Below are 20,275 nucleotides of genomic sequence, written 5' to 3'. Positions count from 1 at the left end.
AAAATAGAGAACAGATTGAAAGATCTGTTCTCTATTTGTTTGTGACACTCCTAAGTAAACTAAGACAAAACAACGATTGGAGTAAGTGATGAGTGACACGCAACGTAAGATTAAATGGGGTATCGCAGGGCTCGGTAATATCGCGAATAGATTCGCAACAGCGCTAACAGAGCACTGCTCATTTGGCGAACTCTACGCGGTGTCAGCACGTGACCAATCAAGAGCGGCTCTGTTTGCTAATAAGTTTGATTGCGATAAAGCTTATGGATCTTATGAAGCCATGGCTCAAGATCCCGATGTTGAAGCGGTGTACATTGCCACGGTTCACCCTTATCACAAACCTCTAGCCAAGCTATTTCTCAGCCATAACAAGCACGTATTGGTAGAAAAACCAGCCTTTACCAACCTTGGTGATTGGTTAGAAATGAAAGCTCTGGCAGAGCAAAATGGCGTAATGTTGCTAGAAGCGATGAAGACCGTCGTGTTCCCAGCTTATCGCGAGCTTACAGCATTTTTAACCAGCAACCAGATTAAGCTTGATTCGATAGAAGCCAGCTTTGGTAATGAGCACGACTACGACCCAAACCTGTTTATCTTCAACCCGGATTTAGCCGGCGGAGCAACACTTGATGTTGGAGTGTATGGTCTGTGGTTCTTCTACGATTTATGTCGCACTCTTGGGATTACGCCTTCTATACCTCAAGTCGAAATGTCGAGCCTCTATGAAGGTTCAAATGTAGATACCGATTCGTGCTTCCAGTTCTCCGGAGAGATCAACGCGGCTATATCGGCTTCGACGGTAAGAAACCTGCCACGCGCAGCGCGATTAACGGGCCCAGATATCACCATTACGATTAAAGAGAAGTGGTGGAACCCAGCCCATATAACGGTGGAGTACAAACAAGAAACCTTCACCATCGAGCACCCCGTCCAAGGTAATGGGTTCGAGTATCAAATCGAGCACTTCTTGCAACTTGTATTAGAAGGAAAACTTGAGTCTGATATCCTAAGCTCAAAGATAAGTGCACAGGTTCTTGAAACCATGGAAAAAGCGCTCGCTGATGCAGGCTACCAACACTTAACTCAACCTAACGTTTAGGAATTCGAATTGGGCAACCTAAAGCGCAAGCTTGAACTGTACGAAAAAATTTTTCAGGCTTTTGGGCCTGGAGTATCACGCTGCCAAGTCAGTCAACTCGCAACGCTTCTACATGTGAGTGAGCGTCACGTTCAAACCCTACTCAAAGCAATGACAGCGCAAGGCTGGATTGAGTGGCAAGCCAGTTCAGGACGCAATAAAAAGGCACAACTCACGTGTCTGATTGAGCCGATGGAAGCGTGCTACCAATACGCACAAAGCCAAGCAGATTCAGGCAATATCGAGCAGGTCTTCAGCACCTTAAGCTTTAATGGACGCAATGCTGGTGCAGCACTTCAAGCCTTTCTAAATAGCGCTAGTCAACCGGCACAAAGCGTCGCGTACATCCCCTTCCACCGTGAACTAGAAGCGCTTCACCCTCAGCGTGTACTAAGGCGTACTGAACGTTTCTTAGTGATGCAGGTTTGCCAGCGCCTAACCTCTATTCAACAAGGCAATCTGAGCGGTGATTTAGCTTATCACTGGCAACCCAATGAAAATGCTACCGTTTGGCATTTCCAAGTTCGTAATGGTGTTCAATTCCATAGTGGTCAAACGCTTGAAACCCAAGACATAGTACGATGTCTATCCTCACTATCTAAGAGCAAACTCTGGCATCGATGCTATCAACATATTGTTGAAGTATCGGCTGTCACTGGCGATGTAATCAAAGTGACTCTTAGCGAGCCTGATTGGCATTTACCTCGATTACTGGCTAGAACTGAGGCTTCGATATATGAGCACACATCAGACAATAAACTTATCGGCTCAGGCGCTTTCGCGTTGGAGATTTTCTCAAGCAAGATGCTTAGGTTAAACCGCAATAACGCCTACTCACACAGCACACCTATTCTCAATCGAGTCGAACTTTGGGTCTATCCTGAATGGTCACAAACTAAGGCGTGTGCGCAAAACCAAGTGTGCGTCAAAATGCCAGAGAAAACGGTAAAGGTGAATGGCGCGAGTAATTCAGATCTACAGAATTGCAGGTCAATCTTCTTTAAGATTCAAAACCCGAAGTTGTCCCAAACCACTCGTGAGTTCACTGTTGAGGACACCTCTGAATGCCAAGCTCTTTTCGAGCAGTTGTCAGTATCTGGCGATCAAAAAACCAGTGTCGAATATGGGTACTACACGGCTACCAAAGACATTACGCTGTGCAGCATTATTGATGAAAACGACACCTTTTCCTCATGGTTCAACTTCTTTACTCGTTTCCCTTTTGGAGATTTGTCACTACCCGTTGAAATGCTCGCAACCATCGAACAGGCTTTAACCTCAATTCAATGCGAACCAGACTTTGAGCAAGCCGCCAAAATGCTCTTGAAACTCAAATGCTGGCTATACAAGACTGAAGTAGTGGTTGAGCTTAAGAAAGAGGCATTCAATCTAGAGGTATCTGAAAAAATACACGGAGCACGAGTAAATGGATTTGGTTGGTGTGACCTCGATAAGTTGTGGGTTAGCCATATTTGATTCTATCTTTAATAGAGATAAGTCATTCTACACATAGACTTACCTTTAACACTCTTCTGCCATAAGCAATGCGTGCGGGTGTTAAGTTGCGATGAAACTAGGCTCAACCCTATAGAACCAGTAGAAAGTAAATCATGAATCGACACCTAAAAGGCTCAATACTGCTCCTCAGTGCATTTTCTTTTAGCAGTATGGCAAGCACGACATGCAACTCACTTACTGGCTGTGAGAAAAAGTTTTGTGAGATCGAGTATCAAATCGAACAAGCTAAGCAATACGACAATCAATACAAAGTCGACCGACTCACAACGGCATTAAAAGCGGCAAAAGAAAACTGCACCAACGAAGGTTTGAAAGACGACCTTCGTGCAAAAATCGAATCCAATGAGGAAGATTTGGCTGAATACCAAGCCGACTTAGAAAAAGCCAAACAAGGCAACAGGTCGGACAAAATTAAAAAATATCAGCGCAAGATAGACAAAGAGCAGCGTAAAATTGATGACTTAAAGCAAGAACTGTCTGAAATCCCTTAAACCAAATTCGCGCACATCGAAGCGGCTTCAATAAAAAATGGTCTTACTCATTCGTAAGACCATTCACAAAAAACGGCTATAAATCTGAGACAACCTAATTGCCTCTCCATTCAATATTTATATTCGAGTACGCCAAACGGATATTCGTGATGAAGTTTTACAAGCTCAGTGGTAGCTAAGGAACCTTTATAGCTGAAGCCATATTTAAACCTGAAAAAATGCAACCACTACTACCACAAAAAGTAATTCAATCTACTCACATATGGTTGCACAACGTTAAGAAGCTCGAGTTATCCTAAACCATTACTATTGATATATGTCAGATTTATCACTTTTAACACACGCCGTTTACACTCAGCACTCGCGAACTATGTGTATTAGCAACGACTCTTTAGTTAGTAAAACAGGAACAAACTCTATAAGTGTTCCGGTTTTGTCTTCCTGAAATCATTTAGCCTGTCTATGCTTTCATTCATACAGGTAAAAAAGATGACAACTTATGACTACATTGCAAAGTTCATTCGATCAACTTATCCGCACGAGAGAACGCGGGGATTGCTGGCTCGGATTTTCTATATGACACCTGCGCAAAGAGTGCAAAGGCTCAATGAAATATTTGACACTAACAAGTTTTGGGAGGATACACGAGAGAGTCATACTCGAATGACTCAACGAGAAAAGTCCAACGATACTGCGAAAATAAATGAATAAACGTAAACTAGAATTATACGAGGACCTGTTTCAAAAAATGGGTCCCGGCACTAATAAGGTGACTATTGAACAGATCGCTACCGCCTTTATGTGCAGTGCAAGGCATACGCGAACTCTACTTAAACAAATGTCCGAAATGAATTGGCTGACTTGGGCTCCAGCTAGAGGACGAGGCAAAAGAGGGCAACTTAACTGCGTCGTAGAACCAATCGATGCTTGTTACGCACAAGTAGATAAAGCTATAGACAGCGCAAAATATGAACAAGCACACCAATTAGTGAGCTTTAACAAACGAGATGCTGCAGTCGGATTAAAGCAATATTTGGAGCGAACATCTAGCCAAAATGATAGAACTATCTACGCTCCATTTCACAGAAAGATAGGACCACTACACCCTCACAAATCTATAGAACGAACTGAAAGACATCTAATTCATGAAGTTTTTCAGACTTTAGTCACCTATGAAGGGTCAGAGCTTATAGGAGATCTTGCGCATCACTGGGAAAGTGATAAAGGCCATATGAATTGGACTTTTCACCTGAGATCCTCAGCAATTTTTCATGATCAATCAGCCGTAACAGCGATAGATGTTGTTGAAAGCTTAAAAGCCTTGTCTCTATCTGTGTACTGGCAAAGGTTATACGATCATATTAGCGACATAGAAATAGCTTCGTTGCATTGCATTATTATCAGATTAAAAACCAAAGACCCTAGCCTACCTCTGTTGTTGTCCAGAGCTGAAACAGCAATTATGCCTAAACATAGCATTTACCAGCCAGACATGAGTTACTTGCCCATAGGATCTGGGCCATTTCTTGTTGAGGTTAACTCAACTCGAGTTCTTAGGTTAGCACGAAATGACCAATACAGCGGCCACTGCGCATTAATTGAAAGGATTGAACTTTGGATTCATCCGGAATGGGAGCAAGACAAAAAGTGCGCTGAGAATTTCTTCTTTCTTGATGGTGATGAGAACAAATACAAAGTATCAACTAGTGATATTGGTTACTTTTTCATTTTACTTAATCATAGTGAGCTCCAAACCACTTCCATCAAAAATTCACTAATCAATTTGTTTCAATGCAATGACCAATCATCATTTGAATGGCCATTTCCCATATCGTTCAGCTATGAGAACAACAATGAAAATCGCAACTTTGCTCGTAAGTTAATGCGTGCCAATTCATCCATAAATAAAAAGCCTATAGGTCGTCAGCATTCATACGGACGTGCTGTACCTAACCAAGACTTGGCTATTGGTGGGATTCGATTAGAGGGAGATCGAGTTACAAGCTTGTTTGCTTTTTTCAAGCTTTACCCTTTTTGGAGTAAAAATCTAACTTGGGAGCAGCATGATAATTTAGCTAACACTTTAAATACCATACGTAAAACTGAGTCCCCTACTCAAAAAGAAACCTTAATAAATGGCCTAATAACTGATCTCTACAACAATAATGTTCTTGCGATCTTTAAGTCAGAGAGTTTAACGCTAACGGTTCCATCTCGAGTAAGAAATGTCGAAATCAACTCTATTGGTTGGTGCGATTTTGCAAAACTTTGGGTAAATCCAGATTAAGTAGAGTATATTATGGTCATAAAATATTTATACGATTCATTAAGTTAGTGGGAGTATTTAATGAAAAAAGCAATGATCTTAGGGCTTAATCATATCACCATTGCAGTCAGTGACTTGGAACGTTCTATTCGTTTCTATCGAGATACTTTGGGGTTTGCGGCTCATGCTAAATGGGCTTTGTTGCTTAATTCAGAGCGAAGACATGCCTGTCCCATGTGCTTGACTCTTAAACAATATACTGAGTTTCAGGCATACCTAACCCCGTAAGCTTATTCAGCGCTTTGATCATAGCGTAAGTCTCGCCAACTTGAGCGTTGTAGTTTCTCAGGCTTAATTTCCCACCTAGCAACTGTTTCACTCGATACATTGCTGTCTCTGATAGCGACCGCTTGTGATAGCCATACCGCTTTTTCCACTTATTGTTGGAGCCATAAAGCTTCTGACAACCAACTGCTAAATTGCGAGGGTGTCCTTGCTCCCAGAAGGCAGCCCCTTCGCGTGGCGGGATTAGCGGAACCGCTCGCTTTATACGTATTGCATCATGGCAATGTCTTGTGTCATAAGCACCATCACCTGATACCTCAATGATTTTACGACGTGTCTGCTTAAGTAGGTTGGGAAGCACTTCGCCATCGGTAACGTTAGATAAACTCAGCTCTGCTGCGACTATTTCGTGACTGCTAGTATCAACGGCTAAATGTAGCTTACGCCAGACTCTGCGCTTCCCATCAGTACCATGCTTTTTGACCTTCCATTCACCTTCGCCATAAACCTTGAGGCCAGTGGCATCAATTGCCAGATGTTGTATTACTCCTCTGGTTTTGGGTTTAAATGAAACCTCAACTTCCTTAGCTCGGCGGCTTATACAGGTGTAGTGTGGGCAAACAAGTGGGATGTTAGCCAGCTTAAATACGGAGTCTAGAAATCCTTGCAGCGCTCTCAATGGCATAGAGAACACGCGTTTCACCATCAATGCAGTAGTAATGGCTAAGTCGCTGAACCGGCGAGGTCTACCACGCTTGCCTTGTTTGTTTTGCTTCCACTCGGCTATCGCTTCCTCATCAATCCAAAAGGTCAGAGAACCACGATTGGTTAAGGCTTGATTGTACTGCTTCCAGTTAGTTGTTTTGTAACGAGGTTTAGGCATGAGGCTACGACGATTAAAAGGTGTAGCTGATCAGATCGTAGCTTCTTGATTTGGTTCCATCGATTTACGCAACAAAGCCTGCTAAATGGGACAAAGGAGCTTATCTTTCTGCGGGCGACCTCTGGTTTTGTCTTGCTCTGGATGAACCTTGCCCGAAAAATGACTATACACACACAGCTTTTGATATTGCACCAGAAGAATTTGAAGCCTTTACAGAATGTGTTATTTCATCAGGCGCGACAGTTTTCAAAGAGAACAAAAGCGAAGGGAACTCACTCTATATTTTAGACCCTGATGGTCATAAGCTGGAGATACACTCAGGCTCACTTAAAAGTAGGTTAGAGGCACTTAAAGCGAAACCATACAGCGGACTCATTTGGCTTTAAGCACGATAAGCGTTTAAATACTCTTTAATTTAACGGCAGCCTAAAAAGGCAAATTCACTCAACTTATGCTCACAAACAGCTTCATCGAGCTGCCTGAAAAACATTTTATTGCGCTCAATAATTAGTAAATCAATAACCTACTATTGAGAGTCTTGCGTCTTTTTAACAATCAGCTCTCGCAACCAGCGATGGCTAGGCTCAGAATCAAAGTAATGGTGCCACAATAAAAATAACCCTCCAGGTACCAAATCGATGGGAACTGGCTTCATCACTAATTCACCGCTATCGATATAATCGCGCACCGAGTTGTATGGATAGCACATCAACAGGTCGCTCTGTTTACACAGTTTGATAGCACTAGTGATATCCGACACGTTGGCGGCCTTGTTGATCTCTAACTGCTTAGCGTTAAGTACTTCCATCAATAACCAGTCGCCCGCTCCGCCCGTCACCAATTGTATGTGTCGATACTTAAGAAAGGTGTCGAGGTTCCACTCTTCTTGCAAAGCAGGGTGATCGTTACGCATCAAACAAACGGAATAATCCAGGCATAGCTCAACGTAATCCAATTCATCCGGAATACATTGCACATGGGTTGAGGCGCGTTCATCTAATTCAAAAATACCGATACCAAAATCGACTTCTCGCTTGAGCAAACGTTTGAAACTATCACTACTCCACGTAGAACTGTTGATGGTGATATGGGGTGCATCGGCAAGCGCTGTCGGCATAAATTGCGGATAAACCGCAGTGTAGGCGGTCTCAACAAGGTCTATAGTGAAAGTACGCTCACTCTCCTTAGGATCGAACACCTCAGGGACAGTTAGCTTTTCGATTTGCAGCAAAATTTGGTGAATTTTAGGCGCCAATACGAGTGCTTTTGGGGTTGGGAATAGCCCTTTAGACTCACGCTCAAATAGCGGGTCGTCAAACAAAGCTCGCAGCTTGGTAAGTTGTTTGCTTACCGCAGATTGGCTCAAAAACAGCCGCTCTGCCGTTTTGCTCACACTACGCTCTTCAATCAGAACATGTAAGCACAGCAGCAAATTCATATCGCATTTAAGTAAGCTTTTAACATCGACCATGATATTCCCCAAATTCAGGTTAATGATGATTATTTGTCACTTTAAATCATATCATGCTCTTGGTAAATTTAGCGCATGTGAGTTAACACACTCAAAGAATAATAGAATTAAGGAATACTCATGGATTTTCTAGCACTACCAAAGATTGACTTACACTGCCACCTAGACGGAAGTGTTCGCCCAGATACGATTATTGATCTAGCAAAACAGTACAATATCGAACTACCTGAAGACCGTGATGCGGTTGTTCAATCTCTAACTGTGCCAGAAGATTGCAAAAACCTAGATGAGTACCTAGCTTGTTTCAGCCTGCCACTTAAAGTGATGCAAACTGAAGAAGCGATTGAGCGTATCTCTTTTGAGCTTTACGAAGACGCAGCACTAGAAAACGTTAAGTACCTAGAAGTTCGTTTCGCACCAATCCTGCACGTGAATAAAGGCCTGTCTCTTGACGCGATCATTGCAAGTGCAGTGAAAGGCATGAAGCGTGCTGAAGAGAAATACGACATCAAGGGCAACTACATTATGTCTGTGCTACGTATGTTCCCTAAAGATTCAATCAAAGACGTGATCGATGCAGGTAAGCCATACCTTGGTAAAGGCGTTGTAGCATTTGATATTGCTGGCGGCGAAAAGCCAGGTTTCTGTGCTGAGTTCCCTGAATACACGCAATACGCGATCGAACAAGGCTACCGAGTGACGGTTCACGCAGGTGAGCAATGGCACGGTCAAAACGTTTACGACGCTGTTACTATGCTGGACGCTGAGCGTATCGGCCACGGTGTTCACATCCAAGGTAACGAAGATGCGTACAACATTGTGAAAGAGAAGCAGGTTGCGCTTGAAACTTGCCCAACGAGTAACGTTCAAACTAAATGTATTCACAAATTCAGCGACCACCCAATTTCTGAATTCAAGAAAGATGGCATCGTTGTAACAATCAACACAGATAACCGCACTGTGTCGAACACAACAATGACTAACGAAGTGAAACGCGTATGTGAAACTTTCGACCTAACGAAAGAAGATTACGCAGAAATCTACAAGTACTCTGTAGAAAGCGCATTTGCCTCAGACGAAGTAAAACAGCACCTAATGGGTTTTGTTGAGCAAATCTAATTTAAGCAATCTTGATTGCTAAGTAGAAAAACAGGAAGAGAAAGGCTGAGGCTTTTCTCTTTTTTTATGCCCGAAAATCGCTAACCTTGCAGTATTCGTCATTTAGACCGAGACTCTCGGAAAGTGGGCAAGCATGAGTAATACAAACGTTAAAACTGAACTAGAAAAGATGCTATCTGGGCAAGTATATAATGGTGCAGACCAAGAAATTGAAACCATGCGTTCCAATGCCAGAAAGTCGCTAATGGCTTTCAACAGCCACCAAGACCCAGACCAGCAACACACATTGCAAGAGCAGCTATTTGGTAAGGTTGGTAGCAGCAGCTTAATCCAGCCCCCTTTTCATTGTGAGTTTGGTAAAACCATCGAGATTGGTGACGACACCTTCATCAACATGAATGTGGTCATGCTGGACGGTGCTAAAATCAAAATTGGCAACAATGTTTTAGTGGGGCCGAGCGTTCAGTTTTATACCGCTTCTCACTCTCTGGATCACAGAAGTCGTCGTCAGTGGGAAACCTTCTGTTTCCCTATTATCGTTGAAGATGATGTATGGATTGGTGGGAACTCGGTCATTAATCAAGATGTGACAATTGGCGCTCGCTCCGTTATCGCTGCCAACTCTGTCGTCAACAGTGATGTGCCACCAGACTGTCTCTATGGCGGCACACCAGCCAAATTAATCCGGTATCTGAATCGAAAGAATGAAAACAAATACACTCGCCAATAAAGCCTCTCGAAAGGCAATGCAATGACTGACGATCATACTCACTCAAACATATCCTCGTGATCGTGGATAGCACCTCTTACATCATCTTGAGTCAACACACGTTTGTCTAAAACATGTTTAACTTGTTTACCCAAATCAACAAGCGCATCTCGATTTGCTTTAGTTTGGCGCTTACCTGCACTTCTGAGACAATAATTAAGCTCATGCTCTTCGCTGAAGTTCACTAGATCTCTATCTGCAGCCATACTTACCTCCTAATTACATTAAACCCAATTAGAAGTCTGGCCTGAAAATGGCTAAATTCAAGTATCAAGTTGACAAAAGAACAAAAAACAACCAACCGTGGCGCTATCTACCTTTCTTCCCCGCCTTACCAAAGTAATCCACAATATGCTCAAAGTAACCGGGCATCCACAACACCTACCCACCCCTTCCTCAGATACAAAACAGGCAATCACCGTAATAGATATTTGTGTATTTATCCGAATTGTGAGGAACAATAGTAATGCTTACCAAGCACCGTAATGGAGTCACACATAAACAACAAAGCCACAGCTGGCGCTGTGGCTCTCTTTTTCACTAAATAAACTCAGAGGACAGCTAGCTCAGTAGCCAGTAACTAATAGGATTATCAGGGCACTGATAAGGTCCGCATTCAACAAAGGTTGCAATGGCATTGAGGGCAACCACAACGATGGCTAATAAGCACGCCACACGCCCCAAGTTACTCATCTTATAAGCTTCTTGCGACGGTTCTTTATTGGTCAATATTAAAATGACGGCAACCGCTAATATGGTCGCAGCAAATAACACGAAAGCCCAAGTGTAATAGTGCATCCCAAAGATAGGACTACCATAGCCAGGCGTGCCTGGAATCACATGCAGCGATACCTGCCGTAGTGAGGTGGCGACACCATACAAGGCACCGATCAAAACAATGCCATAGTGACGAGGTTGAGGTCCATAAACCACATTCAACATAAAGCCAAACGCAACCATTACGAAACCGATGCGCTGCAATAAACACAGCGGGCAAGGCAACTCATGAAGAACAAACTGAAGGATAAAGCCTATCAACAGAACGGCAGTCATACCGAGTAGGCCAAGCGTATTTAGGAGCGTTAATTGATCTCGATTCATGTTAGCTCCTTACAATAAGATGGGTAATGAATCAGTCGCATGGTGATTAAACCAATACAACCCTAGGATCACGGAGCCCGCAAAAAAGCCATAAGCTGCAGTCTTTTTGTCGAAAAAAGCGCATAGCATAGCCACGAGTAATAGTAGAAACAGTAAAGACATCATAAGAGGTATTCCCTCGCTATTTATTAAGTCCAGTCATATTGAACGTCAAAATGAATATCCACACCGACGCCACAAACAGCATTCAAAATCGGCAAATTTATGGATTACGGATTAAAAATCATCAATTTAATACTTGTTAGTAAGCGTTAACCTGTCAAGTTTCCACCGCTAACAAAACGCTTCCGCCAAGAGAAGATGCAAGTAACACGCCGAATCAATATAAGAATACGCACCTCAACATCAGGTATACCACGAAACGAAGCACAGATATTAAGATTAGCTACACTTACCAAACAGGGATAACACTTAATAGTAAATGGCTAGGGAACATAATGAAAACAACACGATTTTTCTCTGCCCTATTTCTTACCAGCCTTACCATTCCCAATATTATTTGGGCTAACTACGCGATCGTTCTGCCCGGTCAACATGAGCAAGGGAGTGATTTACAAGGCAATGAAATATCTACCCACGATGTGATTGATTGGGAGCTCAACCATAGTGATTTGATATTTGGATCTAATGCTAACCAAAACCTTAAAACCAATATCCCGGCCGTTGGCTACATGTACAACCAAAAGTTAGAGTTGAACTCAGGTGTACTCGAAGACGAGATTAGAGAAATAGCAGAACGATACGACATCGATTACGAAGATTTATTTTTACACTTTTCAGAAGACACAATCCTTGCAGAGCCAAACCCCACTCATGGTGAGAATACCCTGTTAAACCGTAAACCCATGCTTGTGGGTTATACCGCAGACTCAATGCACGCCGGTTTTGCCCTTTATCAACCACCACCTTGGGATGCCGATGTCTTTGAAAATTTCCAACAAGGTGGTGCACTCTACCTTTACCACTCTGAACAGTTCGATGTTGTCGATTTTGAGTTTTCACGCTTTGCACAAGGTGGGAGGTTTTGGCTTGAATACCCTTCTGAGATGAACGCCAACAACCAAGTCACTGCATGGTCTCATCTTGTTATAAGTGAAGATAACACCGAGAACATGACTCAAAACCAAGCGGTTAGCTGGCAAGTGCCCTCTGATTGGGTACGAGCAAGCACTCATGATGGTAGTGGCAACAGTTATGGTGGCGGGCAGTATTTCGGTTCGCCTTTTATCCGTGATGGTGGTCGTTTATACGCAGTTAGAGTGCGCTGGCAAGGTCAAGCAAGTGATATTCGACCCCGTTTAAGTCGCGTCCAGTTCAGAGATAGCTTTCCAAGAATTGCCAAAGAGGACTTACCGTCGAAAAAAGTGACGCTTGGCTCTAAAGGGAGCAGCCACAGCCCGTCCCCTAATGAGCCAAAGCGTTGGCGAAAAATTCGTGGCTTCGACCAATCGGCCGACCTAAACCAAGACAACTATTTGTCTCCTGCTGAGTACCAGAATCGAAGTAACAAATCCGCCACCGCTCGATTTCGTTGGGAATCTCGGGTTATTCCTTTTGGTCAAATGTGGGACCAGAACTCTTCATGGTCGCTAACCAATCTGGCTAATCCCGGGCTATTGATGGCAATGGGCAGTTATTATGGTCAACATTGGACCAAGCTAGGTGTCTCTGGCGCCTACAACGATGACACCAATAAACTCTTAGGTAGCAATCAATTTGATATCTACTCTGGGGGAAACATCGCTGAACTTGATGCTATCGCAGGCTCAACTGAAGCTGATGAACGCTATAAACAACAGTTTTCCGCCTTTCTCAAACGATTGACTGCCGTTAATGACAAACCGTTAATTGGGCTCAATATTGGAACAGCTAACCTCTATGGTCGAAATGGGCAAGCGCACCTTATCGATGCAGGAAACCTGTATTTCAGGGAGCACTATATATTTCCGTCAACGGGCTTTAGCGGCTATGGCGGGCTATCGAAGTTTTGGGATAACTCAGCAATCGGCTATTCAGGGTCGAAGGTTATTCAACAAGCCACAACGCGTTATGGACGCGTGCAATTCTTTGGGAACAACCAAGAAAATTGGCAACAAGACCAATACTCAACTCTCGCCATCTATTACCTCCATCACCATCCCGAGCAAAGCTATTTCAACCAATGGAACAGTGGTTACGTATATGGGAGCAACAACACCACAACAGATAATTTCTGGAAAGCTGGCGTACCCAAAAATATGGCTTACCAGCCAACACCACTGCTCAACATTAATCTTGGTGTGCCTTCAGGAGCCATACCAAAGGGCTTTCAACCACTTACACTGATGCTCTCAACCCGCACTCCACAACCTGAGGATTACTCGATTGTTGGCAACACTTCGCAAACTCAGGTCGCTCATCAAGAGCTACCATATGGCAAGGTTTCACTATTACCTACTCATGCCTATTTCCTTTATCAATCAGATAAACAGATTGTCGAAGGCGGCCCAGAAGACATGGTGATTGCCAGAGAGTTTGAGCATGGACGCGTTCTCTATCGCACCGATTTTTATGGGAAAAACGCTGACTTTTATACCGCAGAGAAAATTTCTATTCGATTAGACCCACCGATGAAGCCCGTAAGTGCTGATGGTAGAGTGGGAGAATATCTAGATGAAGTGCAGGTAGGTGGTTACCAAGGCTTGATACTACTTTATTGACGCAGCTCAAACTTGAATTGGTCACCATAAAACAAAGAAACCTAGCGAGTAGTCGCTAGGTTTCAAAGATAAAAACGAATTACTCTTTGCTTACTTCAGAGGATCGTTGTCAGGCAATGCGTTGTGTATCCATAACGCTAGGCGCTTCTTAATATTTGCACCATCCAACTTACTGTCTGGTAACGGAGTGATTTGATTTACTTCAACAAGAAATAGATAAACAGCCTTAACCTTGATTGGTTGAGATGAGTTCGGCAAATCGAAACCTTGCAACTTTGCCATTTTAAAACCGACTTCTAGAGCCTTTTTAACCAGCTTATCTTCATTCATGATCTTCGCGGTTTTCGACATATCATCTCCATCATCTTCTTAGATTGAACCTTGAGTATACCAAACTGAATCTAAGACAAGATTACCGCGCTCTCAATTCGAACACTCTCTTTGATAAATGACATTAAACGAATTCCAGCCCCTAAATAGGTACCTGCCTAATTGACATGTACAGGGCGGAAATCAATACGCAAACGACATCTTAACAAAACACTCAATAAATGAGGTCTTCAGTCAAGAAACCAAAAATTTGCCGGATTTGAACTTACCAAGCTAAAGGATACAGAATACTATTATTTTCACTTGTATACTTTTAGCTTTATAAATAAATAATAAGCCGCTGTTATTTAACTAGTTTTATACCATGTCGACTTAGAACACATTTACAGTCACCCGTAACGAAAAGTTATTTACAAAACACTCATTAAATAAATAAAATAGACCCAATAATCTTGTACTGGTGTTAATAATGCGTTACCTATGGGCTTCATTCTGTCATAAAAATCCTATCCCCGGACGAATCGTTCATATCCTTGTTATCTTGATAGCATTAGCTTCTATCGTGGTTCCATTAATGACAAAAGATGCCACAACAATACTAATTTCACTTTGTGTTGCTTTGGTGTGTTTTGTGCTGTTTGTGTTCTTTGCCCTTGCCGACAAAATGCGCTCGGGTATGCACTAATCTAATTCGAGATAGCAAAGCATTTATCTTTTTCAAACCATTATCAAATGTTGGCTATCAAATACGGAAAAGCCCAAAGTTATTAGCTTTGGGCTTTTCTTCTACAGACTGTGGTTGATTACAACCGAGTGATACGACAACCGAGTCTTACAGCGTCATATGCAGAATTGGAAATGGTTTCCCCATGTCATCAAGTGGTGAGCGTGATTCAATTTTGAACCCCATGTGCTGATAGAAGCCTACCGCTTGTGGGTTTTGCTCATTCACGTCAACTTTGGTCGCTGCCAACTGCTCAATCGCATGTTGCAACAACACCGTACCTACTCCTTGTCCTCGAACTTCATTCAAAACGAAAAGCATCTCGACTTTTGCATCATGGACGCCCACGAAGCCAACTATCGAACCACATTCATTTTTAACGCATTTCAAAGAAACCGCAGGGAACGCATGTTCCATGATGATAGGTTTAAAAAACTCAATATCTTCTTCTGTAATAAAGTCATGAGTAGCTCGGACTGAATTCTCCCAAACCTTAAGCATTTCTGCATAATCTTCAGGAAGCACATTTTCTATAGTCATAATTTTCTCTAGATTAAACTGAATATAAACATGTGAAGCTGCGAAGACGTATATTAAGCCTAAACCATTAAGTGAGCCAATGATGTCTGTAGGAGATCCTCGGATGAAAACACGTCCCTTACCCCCCAAAAAATAGCCTTGTAATTGACATACGCAATACGATCCATATCATCATGCAAGCCTCCTTTCCCTAAAAAGCGAACAAAGCAGTAGAAAAAGATATGTTATGCCCACCCAGTCAGTCATTTAATGAATGTTTTTGTGAGCGAAATCATCTGTGTTTACATTTATGGTCAATTCAACACCGCCATGTTGAAGGACAATGATAAATGCGAAGAAGAAACAAATTTCGAGATCATAAGCTAGAAGCTAGATTATTCAGAAGTCGGGCGGTGTTTGCTTTTATATGTATTGTGTTACTAGCAGGACTGTTGGTTCTAAACATATACTGCCTACAGGTGACACAACATGAGTACTATCAAACGCGTTCTAATTCAAATCGTATCAAAATCATCCCCGTCCCCCCTACCAGAGGCCTGATTTATGATCGTAACGGCATCATTTTAGCCGAGAACGTACCAGTATTTAGCTTAGAGCTAGTACCAGAAAAGATAGAAAACATATCTGAAACGATCGAGAAACTACGTGGAATCATCGATATATCCCAAGAGCAAGAGGAGAGATTTAAAAAAAACCTCAAGCGAGCACGACGTTTTAGTTCAATACCTCTGTTAGACAACCTTAATGACGAACAAGTCGCTAGGTTCTCGGTAAATCGTTATAAATATCCGGGTGTGGATGTTATGGCAACGCTAAAAAGACATTATCCTTATGCTGATATTTTGACACACTCGCTCGGCTATGTTGCACGCTTGAACCAGTCAGACCTAAATCGTCTCATCACTGAAGGGAAAGACCACAACTATAAAGCCACTAGGAACATCGGAAAAATTGGCATTGAACGGTATTATGAAGATGTACTACATGGAAAAGTAGGCTATCAAGAAGTCGAAGTAAACAGTCGTGGTCGCGTCATACGAACGCTCAAATACGTCCCCCCAGTCTCTGGACAAGATATTACCCTCAATATCGATGTTGAACTTCAATCTTATATACATAAACTGCTTGGAGGCCGCAAAGGAGCCGCAGTAGTGGTAGACCCTCACGATAACGGTGTTTTAGCGATGGTGTCTAGCCCTAGCTATGACCCTAATGCCTTTGTCGGAGGTATATCTAACCATGACTACAAAGCATTGTTGACCAACAGGAATAGGCCACTAATCAACCGCGCTACGTTAGGCACCTATTCTCCAGGCTCTACTATTAAGCCATTTATTGCTGTAGCAGCCTTAAAAGAAAGGAGCATAACACCGAGAACCAAAGTTCGAAGCGTTGGCGCATGGCGAGTCCCTAACAGCAGTACTCGTGCATTTCGCGATTGGCTAAAGTGGGGGCATGGTAACGTAGATGTGACTCAATCTATCGAACAGTCCGTCAATACCTTCTTCTATCAGATTGCATACGACATGGGTATTGACTCACTCTCCAACTGGATGATGATGTTTGGCTTTGGCGAAAGTACCGGGATCGATATATTCGAGGAAACGTCAGCTAACATGCCGACTAGAGCGTGGAAACGGAATCGCTTTAACAAGCCTTGGTATATCGGCGACACCATACCTATAGGTATAGGGCAAGGTTACTGGACAGCAACTCCCATTCAGATAGCCAATGCCACCTCAATTTTAGTCAATAATGGTCGGAAAAAGCCGCTCCAGTTGCTCGACAGTTTATCGAATCAAAATGATTCGACTAAAAATAAGCTAGTCGAGTCCCCGCCGATCCAAGGAGTTCCATCAAACTACTGGGAACTTGCTAGATACGGTATGTACCTAGTAAATCATGGTAAAAATGGCACCTCTAGAAAAGTATTTCGAAACGCTCTCTATAAAAGCGCAGGGAAGTCTGGCACGAGCCAGGTCTTCGGGTTGGCAGAAAACGAAGAGTACGATGCTGATAATACTCCCGAACATCTAAGAGATTTAGCGTTGTTTACTGGCTTTGCCCCTTATGAAGAGCCGGAGATCGTAGTAACAGTAATCCTCGAAAATGCCGGTGGCGGTTCTTTCAATAGTGCGCCCATCGTTAAGAAAATCTTTGACCAAGTATTAATCAAATAAAACAAGTAAAATTAAAACGATAATCTAACTTAGGCGACAACACGTAACTAGGCTACTACCAGTCCCTGCTCTGGTAATAGTGTGTTGCACATAAATTTTTGGATTAGAATATTCTTAAAACATAGATATCGTGCGAAAGGTTTCCGTAGACCAACGAGCTTGAAACTAAGCCCACTCACTGATCTTGCTCCATTTAGATTAACATTGAGTGTCAATTGATTAACGAAGCAAGCTCAGGAACCATCTTGCTTGGGATAAACTCTGTTAACTCGTAATCGGCAAGGTTGTAAATGATAAAAGGGTCATGATTTAATATACCTTCTAGTGCAGTGCGGTCCTTCGCCTGTGCAAGGATAACCCCACCAGTACGAGGCACTTTCCTGCCGGAAGCAATAAAAATACCCAGCTCGTAGTATTTATTCAGATAATCAATATGATCCTCAAGATACTTATCAACTTCTGATAATTTACCAATATAATTTAAAGATACAATAAACATGATGGCTCCTCGTTCAGGTTACTGTATAGCTTCATAGGCAATTTTTTTAGTATTCACTTTTCACTCTCCGTCTTAGAGTGTTTCAACCCATTGTTCAGCTAAATCTTTTAAAGGATGAAGGGATGAGATGATTTGCTTTCCTAAATCCGTAGGTTGATACCCCCCCTCTCCGCGTTCAAGTAACTTTGCCTGTCTTAAGTCTTTAATTCTTGAATTTAAAACGGCAGGAGAAATTGATTCACAGCGATCCTGCAATTCACGGAATGTACAGGGACCACCTGAACATAGCTGCCAAAGAACTCCCATAGCCCAACGTCTCCCCAGCAAGTCAAATAATGCCATGATAGGGATTCCTGACTCTGAGCCGCGAACTGGCTTACCGAGACAACTAAAATGAGTCATTGAGGTTCCTCCGCTATCAAAAACGTGTCTGAGTATAATCGGATATAATTTAACTTGCTATGTTTTTAATAGCAAAAAAATGACGCCTTGATTGAGGTAATTACCTTCAAAGCTTTAGCAAATGAATCTCTCCTCTAACTTATTGAGAGTCAGTTGAATTTATATGCTCAAGATTGCATAATATCCAACATAGAAACAAAGGTTATTTAACAAGTTATTGTTATATGTTTTCTGAGAAATAAAAGTTGAATTAACCACAACTCTGAAGAGTGCAAAATTCTATCAGCCAATGACATATATAGCGCATAACACCTAGCATTCGACACATACGAACTTATCTTTTAGGTTACTTAAATCATGAAAAAACAATTATTAACACTCACCCTAGTTGCCACAACGGTTGGAGCCATTTCTGGTACAGCACAAGCTTGTACACGAGCTTTGTACCACTCGGATACTTTAGATACGACGATGGTCACACGTTCAATGGACTGGGAAGGTTACGATCAAGGTGTTGTGCGCGGTGTACCGAGAGGAACTGTCCTTGATACACGAGCACCCACGGTATACGGTGTCGACCTCAACAAATCAGGGGGAGCCCATCAAGTTTACAAGTCAAAACATGCCATGATTGAGATTGCAAGCTTCGACGCAGAGTTTGTCACAGAAGCAATCAACGAGCATGGTGTTCTTGGTCAAATTCATTATCTCAATACAGACTGGCAAGATGAAAAAGCGCGAGTAAAAGGTAATCAAGACATCGATGGTCAGCGATTCGTGCAATACGTTATTGCGAATGCAAAAAGCCTTGATGAAGTAGAATCTATTATCAATAACACAAACATCCGTGACCAAAAACTTGGTGGCGTACCTGGTCTGTATGATGCGAATACAACTGTAAACCACTTCTTGGCTCACTTCATTTTTGCTGATAACTCTGGTGAGACTGTCCTTGTTGAAATGGTAAATGGTGAAAAGAAACTCTACCGAGGAACAGGTTCTTTAGATGTCATTTCAAACAACCCAACGTTTGATACTATGACAGAAATGGACAGAGAATTATTAAGTGAAAAGCGCTTCCCAACGGCTTCAATCAACTCTATAGATCGTCGTTATCGTGCTCAATATGCTCTTAAGGAAGTAAAAGCGTATGAAGAGCGTTTTGGTATCCGCGGCAACAAACAATTAAGTAATATTATTGAAGGTGTTGCTCATGAGATGCGTAGCGGGTATACAAAATGGGACGTCGCCTATGACGCGAACTTTCCAACTTTATGGGTTTCGCAAGTAGACTTAAAGAATAAAACACTCAAGCTAGACCGATGGGACACAGATCAAGTTGAGACATACGATTTCTCGATGTTTGATGTCAATGGTAAACAAGTGGTTGAATTGGGGCGTAACACGAACAAACGAGAATCTCAGCCTTGTACAAACATTAATAAAAACCAACCATTCTGTGCCATATAACTTTGACTACGCCACACTTAGCAAGGCTTCAAGCTTCAGAAGAACGTGGGTGCCTATCAAAGATTAGGGCGTGATTTAGCTTAGAGGTTAGTTCGAACTGGGCCAAAGTCGGTGAAGAGATTGTGAGTACGTAAAGCACTCAACCGATAAGAGCAAGGCACTTTCCTGCTAGGAAAGTGCCTTATTTTAATCTTGCTTTGACTATTAAAATCAACATCTTACCTAAAACTCTCACAAGATAAGTTTCATAGATAAAGCAGGTATAAACCATGTGCAGCCAGAGTGGTTAGAAGCAAAACAACCGTCTTTTCTCGGTTTATCAAAGATTTC

At 42.4% G+C, this 20,275-nt stretch carries 19 protein-coding genes and 2 pseudogenes; 12 read left to right on the top strand and 9 right to left on the bottom strand.

Annotated elements, in window-relative coordinates; all coding sequences use genetic code 11:
* Positions 1-88 precede the first annotated feature (88 nt).
* The 5 genes and pseudogenes from OCV52_RS21810 to OCV52_RS21790 form a co-directional block, all read left to right on the top strand.
* Entirely contained in the window at positions 89-1,099 is a 1,011-nt protein-coding gene (locus tag OCV52_RS21810; RefSeq protein ID WP_137406140.1) for a Gfo/Idh/MocA family protein, read from the top strand.
* A 9-nt stretch (positions 1,100-1,108) separates the two neighbouring features.
* Positions 1,109-2,614, top strand: a complete 1,506-nt coding sequence (locus tag OCV52_RS21805; protein WP_137406139.1) for an SgrR family transcriptional regulator — start codon at positions 1,109-1,111, stop codon at positions 2,612-2,614.
* 134 nt (positions 2,615-2,748) lie between these two features.
* Positions 2,749-3,147 (top strand): DUF1090 domain-containing protein, encoded by a 399-nt coding sequence (locus OCV52_RS21800; protein WP_008216026.1) that lies wholly within the window; start codon positions 2,749-2,751, stop codon positions 3,145-3,147.
* A 703-nt stretch (positions 3,148-3,850) separates the two neighbouring features.
* Positions 3,851-5,434 carry an SgrR family transcriptional regulator gene (locus OCV52_RS21795; protein ID WP_137406138.1) on the top strand — a complete coding sequence of 528 codons (1,584 nt, stop codon included), beginning with the start codon at positions 3,851-3,853 and terminating at the stop codon, positions 5,432-5,434.
* Positions 5,435-5,506: 72 nt separating this feature from the next.
* A pseudogene (locus OCV52_RS21790) lies at positions 5,507-5,608 on the top strand (VOC family protein); the annotation flags it as partial.
* Positions 5,609-5,660: 52 nt separating this feature from the next.
* Here OCV52_RS21790 and OCV52_RS21785 read toward each other — a convergent pair.
* Positions 5,661-6,581, bottom strand: a complete 921-nt coding sequence (locus OCV52_RS21785; RefSeq protein ID WP_261900886.1) for an IS5 family transposase — start codon at positions 6,579-6,581, stop codon at positions 5,661-5,663.
* A gap of 71 nt (positions 6,582-6,652) precedes the next feature.
* On the opposite strand from OCV52_RS21785, the pseudogene OCV52_RS21780 reads away from it, so the two are divergent.
* Positions 6,653-6,967, top strand: a pseudogene (locus tag OCV52_RS21780) (glutathione transferase); the annotation flags it as partial.
* Positions 6,968-7,107: 140 nt separating this feature from the next.
* On the opposite strand, the gene OCV52_RS21775 reads toward OCV52_RS21780, so the two are convergent.
* Positions 7,108-8,052, bottom strand: coding sequence for a LysR substrate-binding domain-containing protein (locus OCV52_RS21775; RefSeq protein ID WP_004736845.1), 945 nt, complete (start codon positions 8,050-8,052; stop codon positions 7,108-7,110).
* Between the two features lie 120 nt (positions 8,053-8,172).
* Between OCV52_RS21775 and add the strand changes: the two genes are divergently transcribed.
* Together add and OCV52_RS21765 are read left to right on the top strand one after the other, a co-directional pair.
* Positions 8,173-9,171: an adenosine deaminase gene (add, locus tag OCV52_RS21770; RefSeq protein WP_137408443.1), complete on the top strand. Its 999-nt coding sequence runs from the start codon at positions 8,173-8,175 to the stop codon at positions 9,169-9,171.
* A 133-nt stretch (positions 9,172-9,304) separates the two neighbouring features.
* Complete coding sequence (locus OCV52_RS21765; protein WP_137408444.1) at positions 9,305-9,901, top strand: sugar O-acetyltransferase; 597 nt, start codon at positions 9,305-9,307, stop codon at positions 9,899-9,901.
* Between the two features lie 38 nt (positions 9,902-9,939).
* Here the strand turns inward: OCV52_RS21765 and OCV52_RS21760 are convergent, their stop codons facing one another.
* The 3 genes from OCV52_RS21760 to OCV52_RS21750 form a co-directional block, all read right to left on the bottom strand.
* The gene (locus OCV52_RS21760) at positions 9,940-10,146 is read right to left on the bottom strand and encodes a hypothetical protein (RefSeq protein WP_063524955.1); all 207 of its coding nucleotides are present in this window, start codon (positions 10,144-10,146) and stop codon (positions 9,940-9,942) included.
* A 355-nt stretch (positions 10,147-10,501) separates the two neighbouring features.
* Positions 10,502-11,041, bottom strand: a complete 540-nt coding sequence (locus OCV52_RS21755; RefSeq protein ID WP_063524954.1) for a disulfide bond formation protein B — start codon at positions 11,039-11,041, stop codon at positions 10,502-10,504.
* A 9-nt stretch (positions 11,042-11,050) separates the two neighbouring features.
* A complete protein-coding gene (locus tag OCV52_RS21750; RefSeq protein WP_004736852.1) occupies positions 11,051-11,206 on the bottom strand; it encodes a DUF5993 family protein in 156 nt (51 codons plus the stop codon).
* Positions 11,207-11,538: 332 nt separating this feature from the next.
* Between OCV52_RS21750 and OCV52_RS21745 the strand changes: the two genes are divergently transcribed.
* On the top strand, positions 11,539-13,800 hold the full coding sequence (locus OCV52_RS21745) for a hypothetical protein (RefSeq protein WP_137408445.1): 2,262 nt from the start codon (positions 11,539-11,541) through the stop codon (positions 13,798-13,800).
* A gap of 90 nt (positions 13,801-13,890) precedes the next feature.
* Here OCV52_RS21745 and OCV52_RS21740 read toward each other — a convergent pair whose 3' ends face one another.
* Complete coding sequence (locus tag OCV52_RS21740; protein WP_017072477.1) at positions 13,891-14,151, bottom strand: DUF5062 family protein; 261 nt, start codon at positions 14,149-14,151, stop codon at positions 13,891-13,893.
* A gap of 448 nt (positions 14,152-14,599) precedes the next feature.
* On the opposite strand from OCV52_RS21740, the gene OCV52_RS21735 reads away from it, so the two are divergent.
* The gene (locus OCV52_RS21735; protein ID WP_102424727.1) at positions 14,600-14,815 is read left to right on the top strand and encodes a hypothetical protein; all 216 of its coding nucleotides are present in this window, start codon (positions 14,600-14,602) and stop codon (positions 14,813-14,815) included.
* 147 nt (positions 14,816-14,962) lie between these two features.
* Here the strand turns inward: OCV52_RS21735 and OCV52_RS21730 are convergent, their stop codons facing one another.
* Positions 14,963-15,394: a GNAT family N-acetyltransferase gene (locus OCV52_RS21730; protein ID WP_102424726.1), complete on the bottom strand. Its 432-nt coding sequence runs from the start codon at positions 15,392-15,394 to the stop codon at positions 14,963-14,965.
* Between the two features lie 329 nt (positions 15,395-15,723).
* Between OCV52_RS21730 and mrdA the strand changes: the two genes are divergently transcribed.
* On the top strand, positions 15,724-17,574 hold the full coding sequence (gene mrdA / locus OCV52_RS21725) for a penicillin-binding protein 2 (protein ID WP_137408446.1): 1,851 nt from the start codon (positions 15,724-15,726) through the stop codon (positions 17,572-17,574).
* Between the two features lie 211 nt (positions 17,575-17,785).
* Here mrdA and OCV52_RS21720 read toward each other — a convergent pair whose 3' ends face one another.
* Together OCV52_RS21720 and OCV52_RS21715 are read right to left on the bottom strand one after the other, a co-directional pair.
* The gene (locus OCV52_RS21720; RefSeq protein WP_008216064.1) at positions 17,786-18,073 is read right to left on the bottom strand and encodes a YciI family protein; all 288 of its coding nucleotides are present in this window, start codon (positions 18,071-18,073) and stop codon (positions 17,786-17,788) included.
* A 72-nt stretch (positions 18,074-18,145) separates the two neighbouring features.
* The gene (locus OCV52_RS21715; RefSeq protein ID WP_004736858.1) at positions 18,146-18,415 is read right to left on the bottom strand and encodes a winged helix-turn-helix transcriptional regulator; all 270 of its coding nucleotides are present in this window, start codon (positions 18,413-18,415) and stop codon (positions 18,146-18,148) included.
* Positions 18,416-18,832: 417 nt separating this feature from the next.
* Between OCV52_RS21715 and OCV52_RS21710 the strand changes: the two genes are divergently transcribed.
* Positions 18,833-19,945: a linear amide C-N hydrolase gene (locus OCV52_RS21710; RefSeq protein WP_137408447.1), complete on the top strand. Its 1,113-nt coding sequence runs from the start codon at positions 18,833-18,835 to the stop codon at positions 19,943-19,945.
* Positions 19,946-20,275 lie beyond the last annotated feature (330 nt).

It is taken from the genome of Vibrio chagasii (assembly GCF_024347355.1).
Lineage (GTDB): Bacteria > Pseudomonadota > Gammaproteobacteria > Enterobacterales > Vibrionaceae > Vibrio > Vibrio chagasii.
This window is presented reverse-complemented; position numbering and strand designations above follow the sequence as displayed.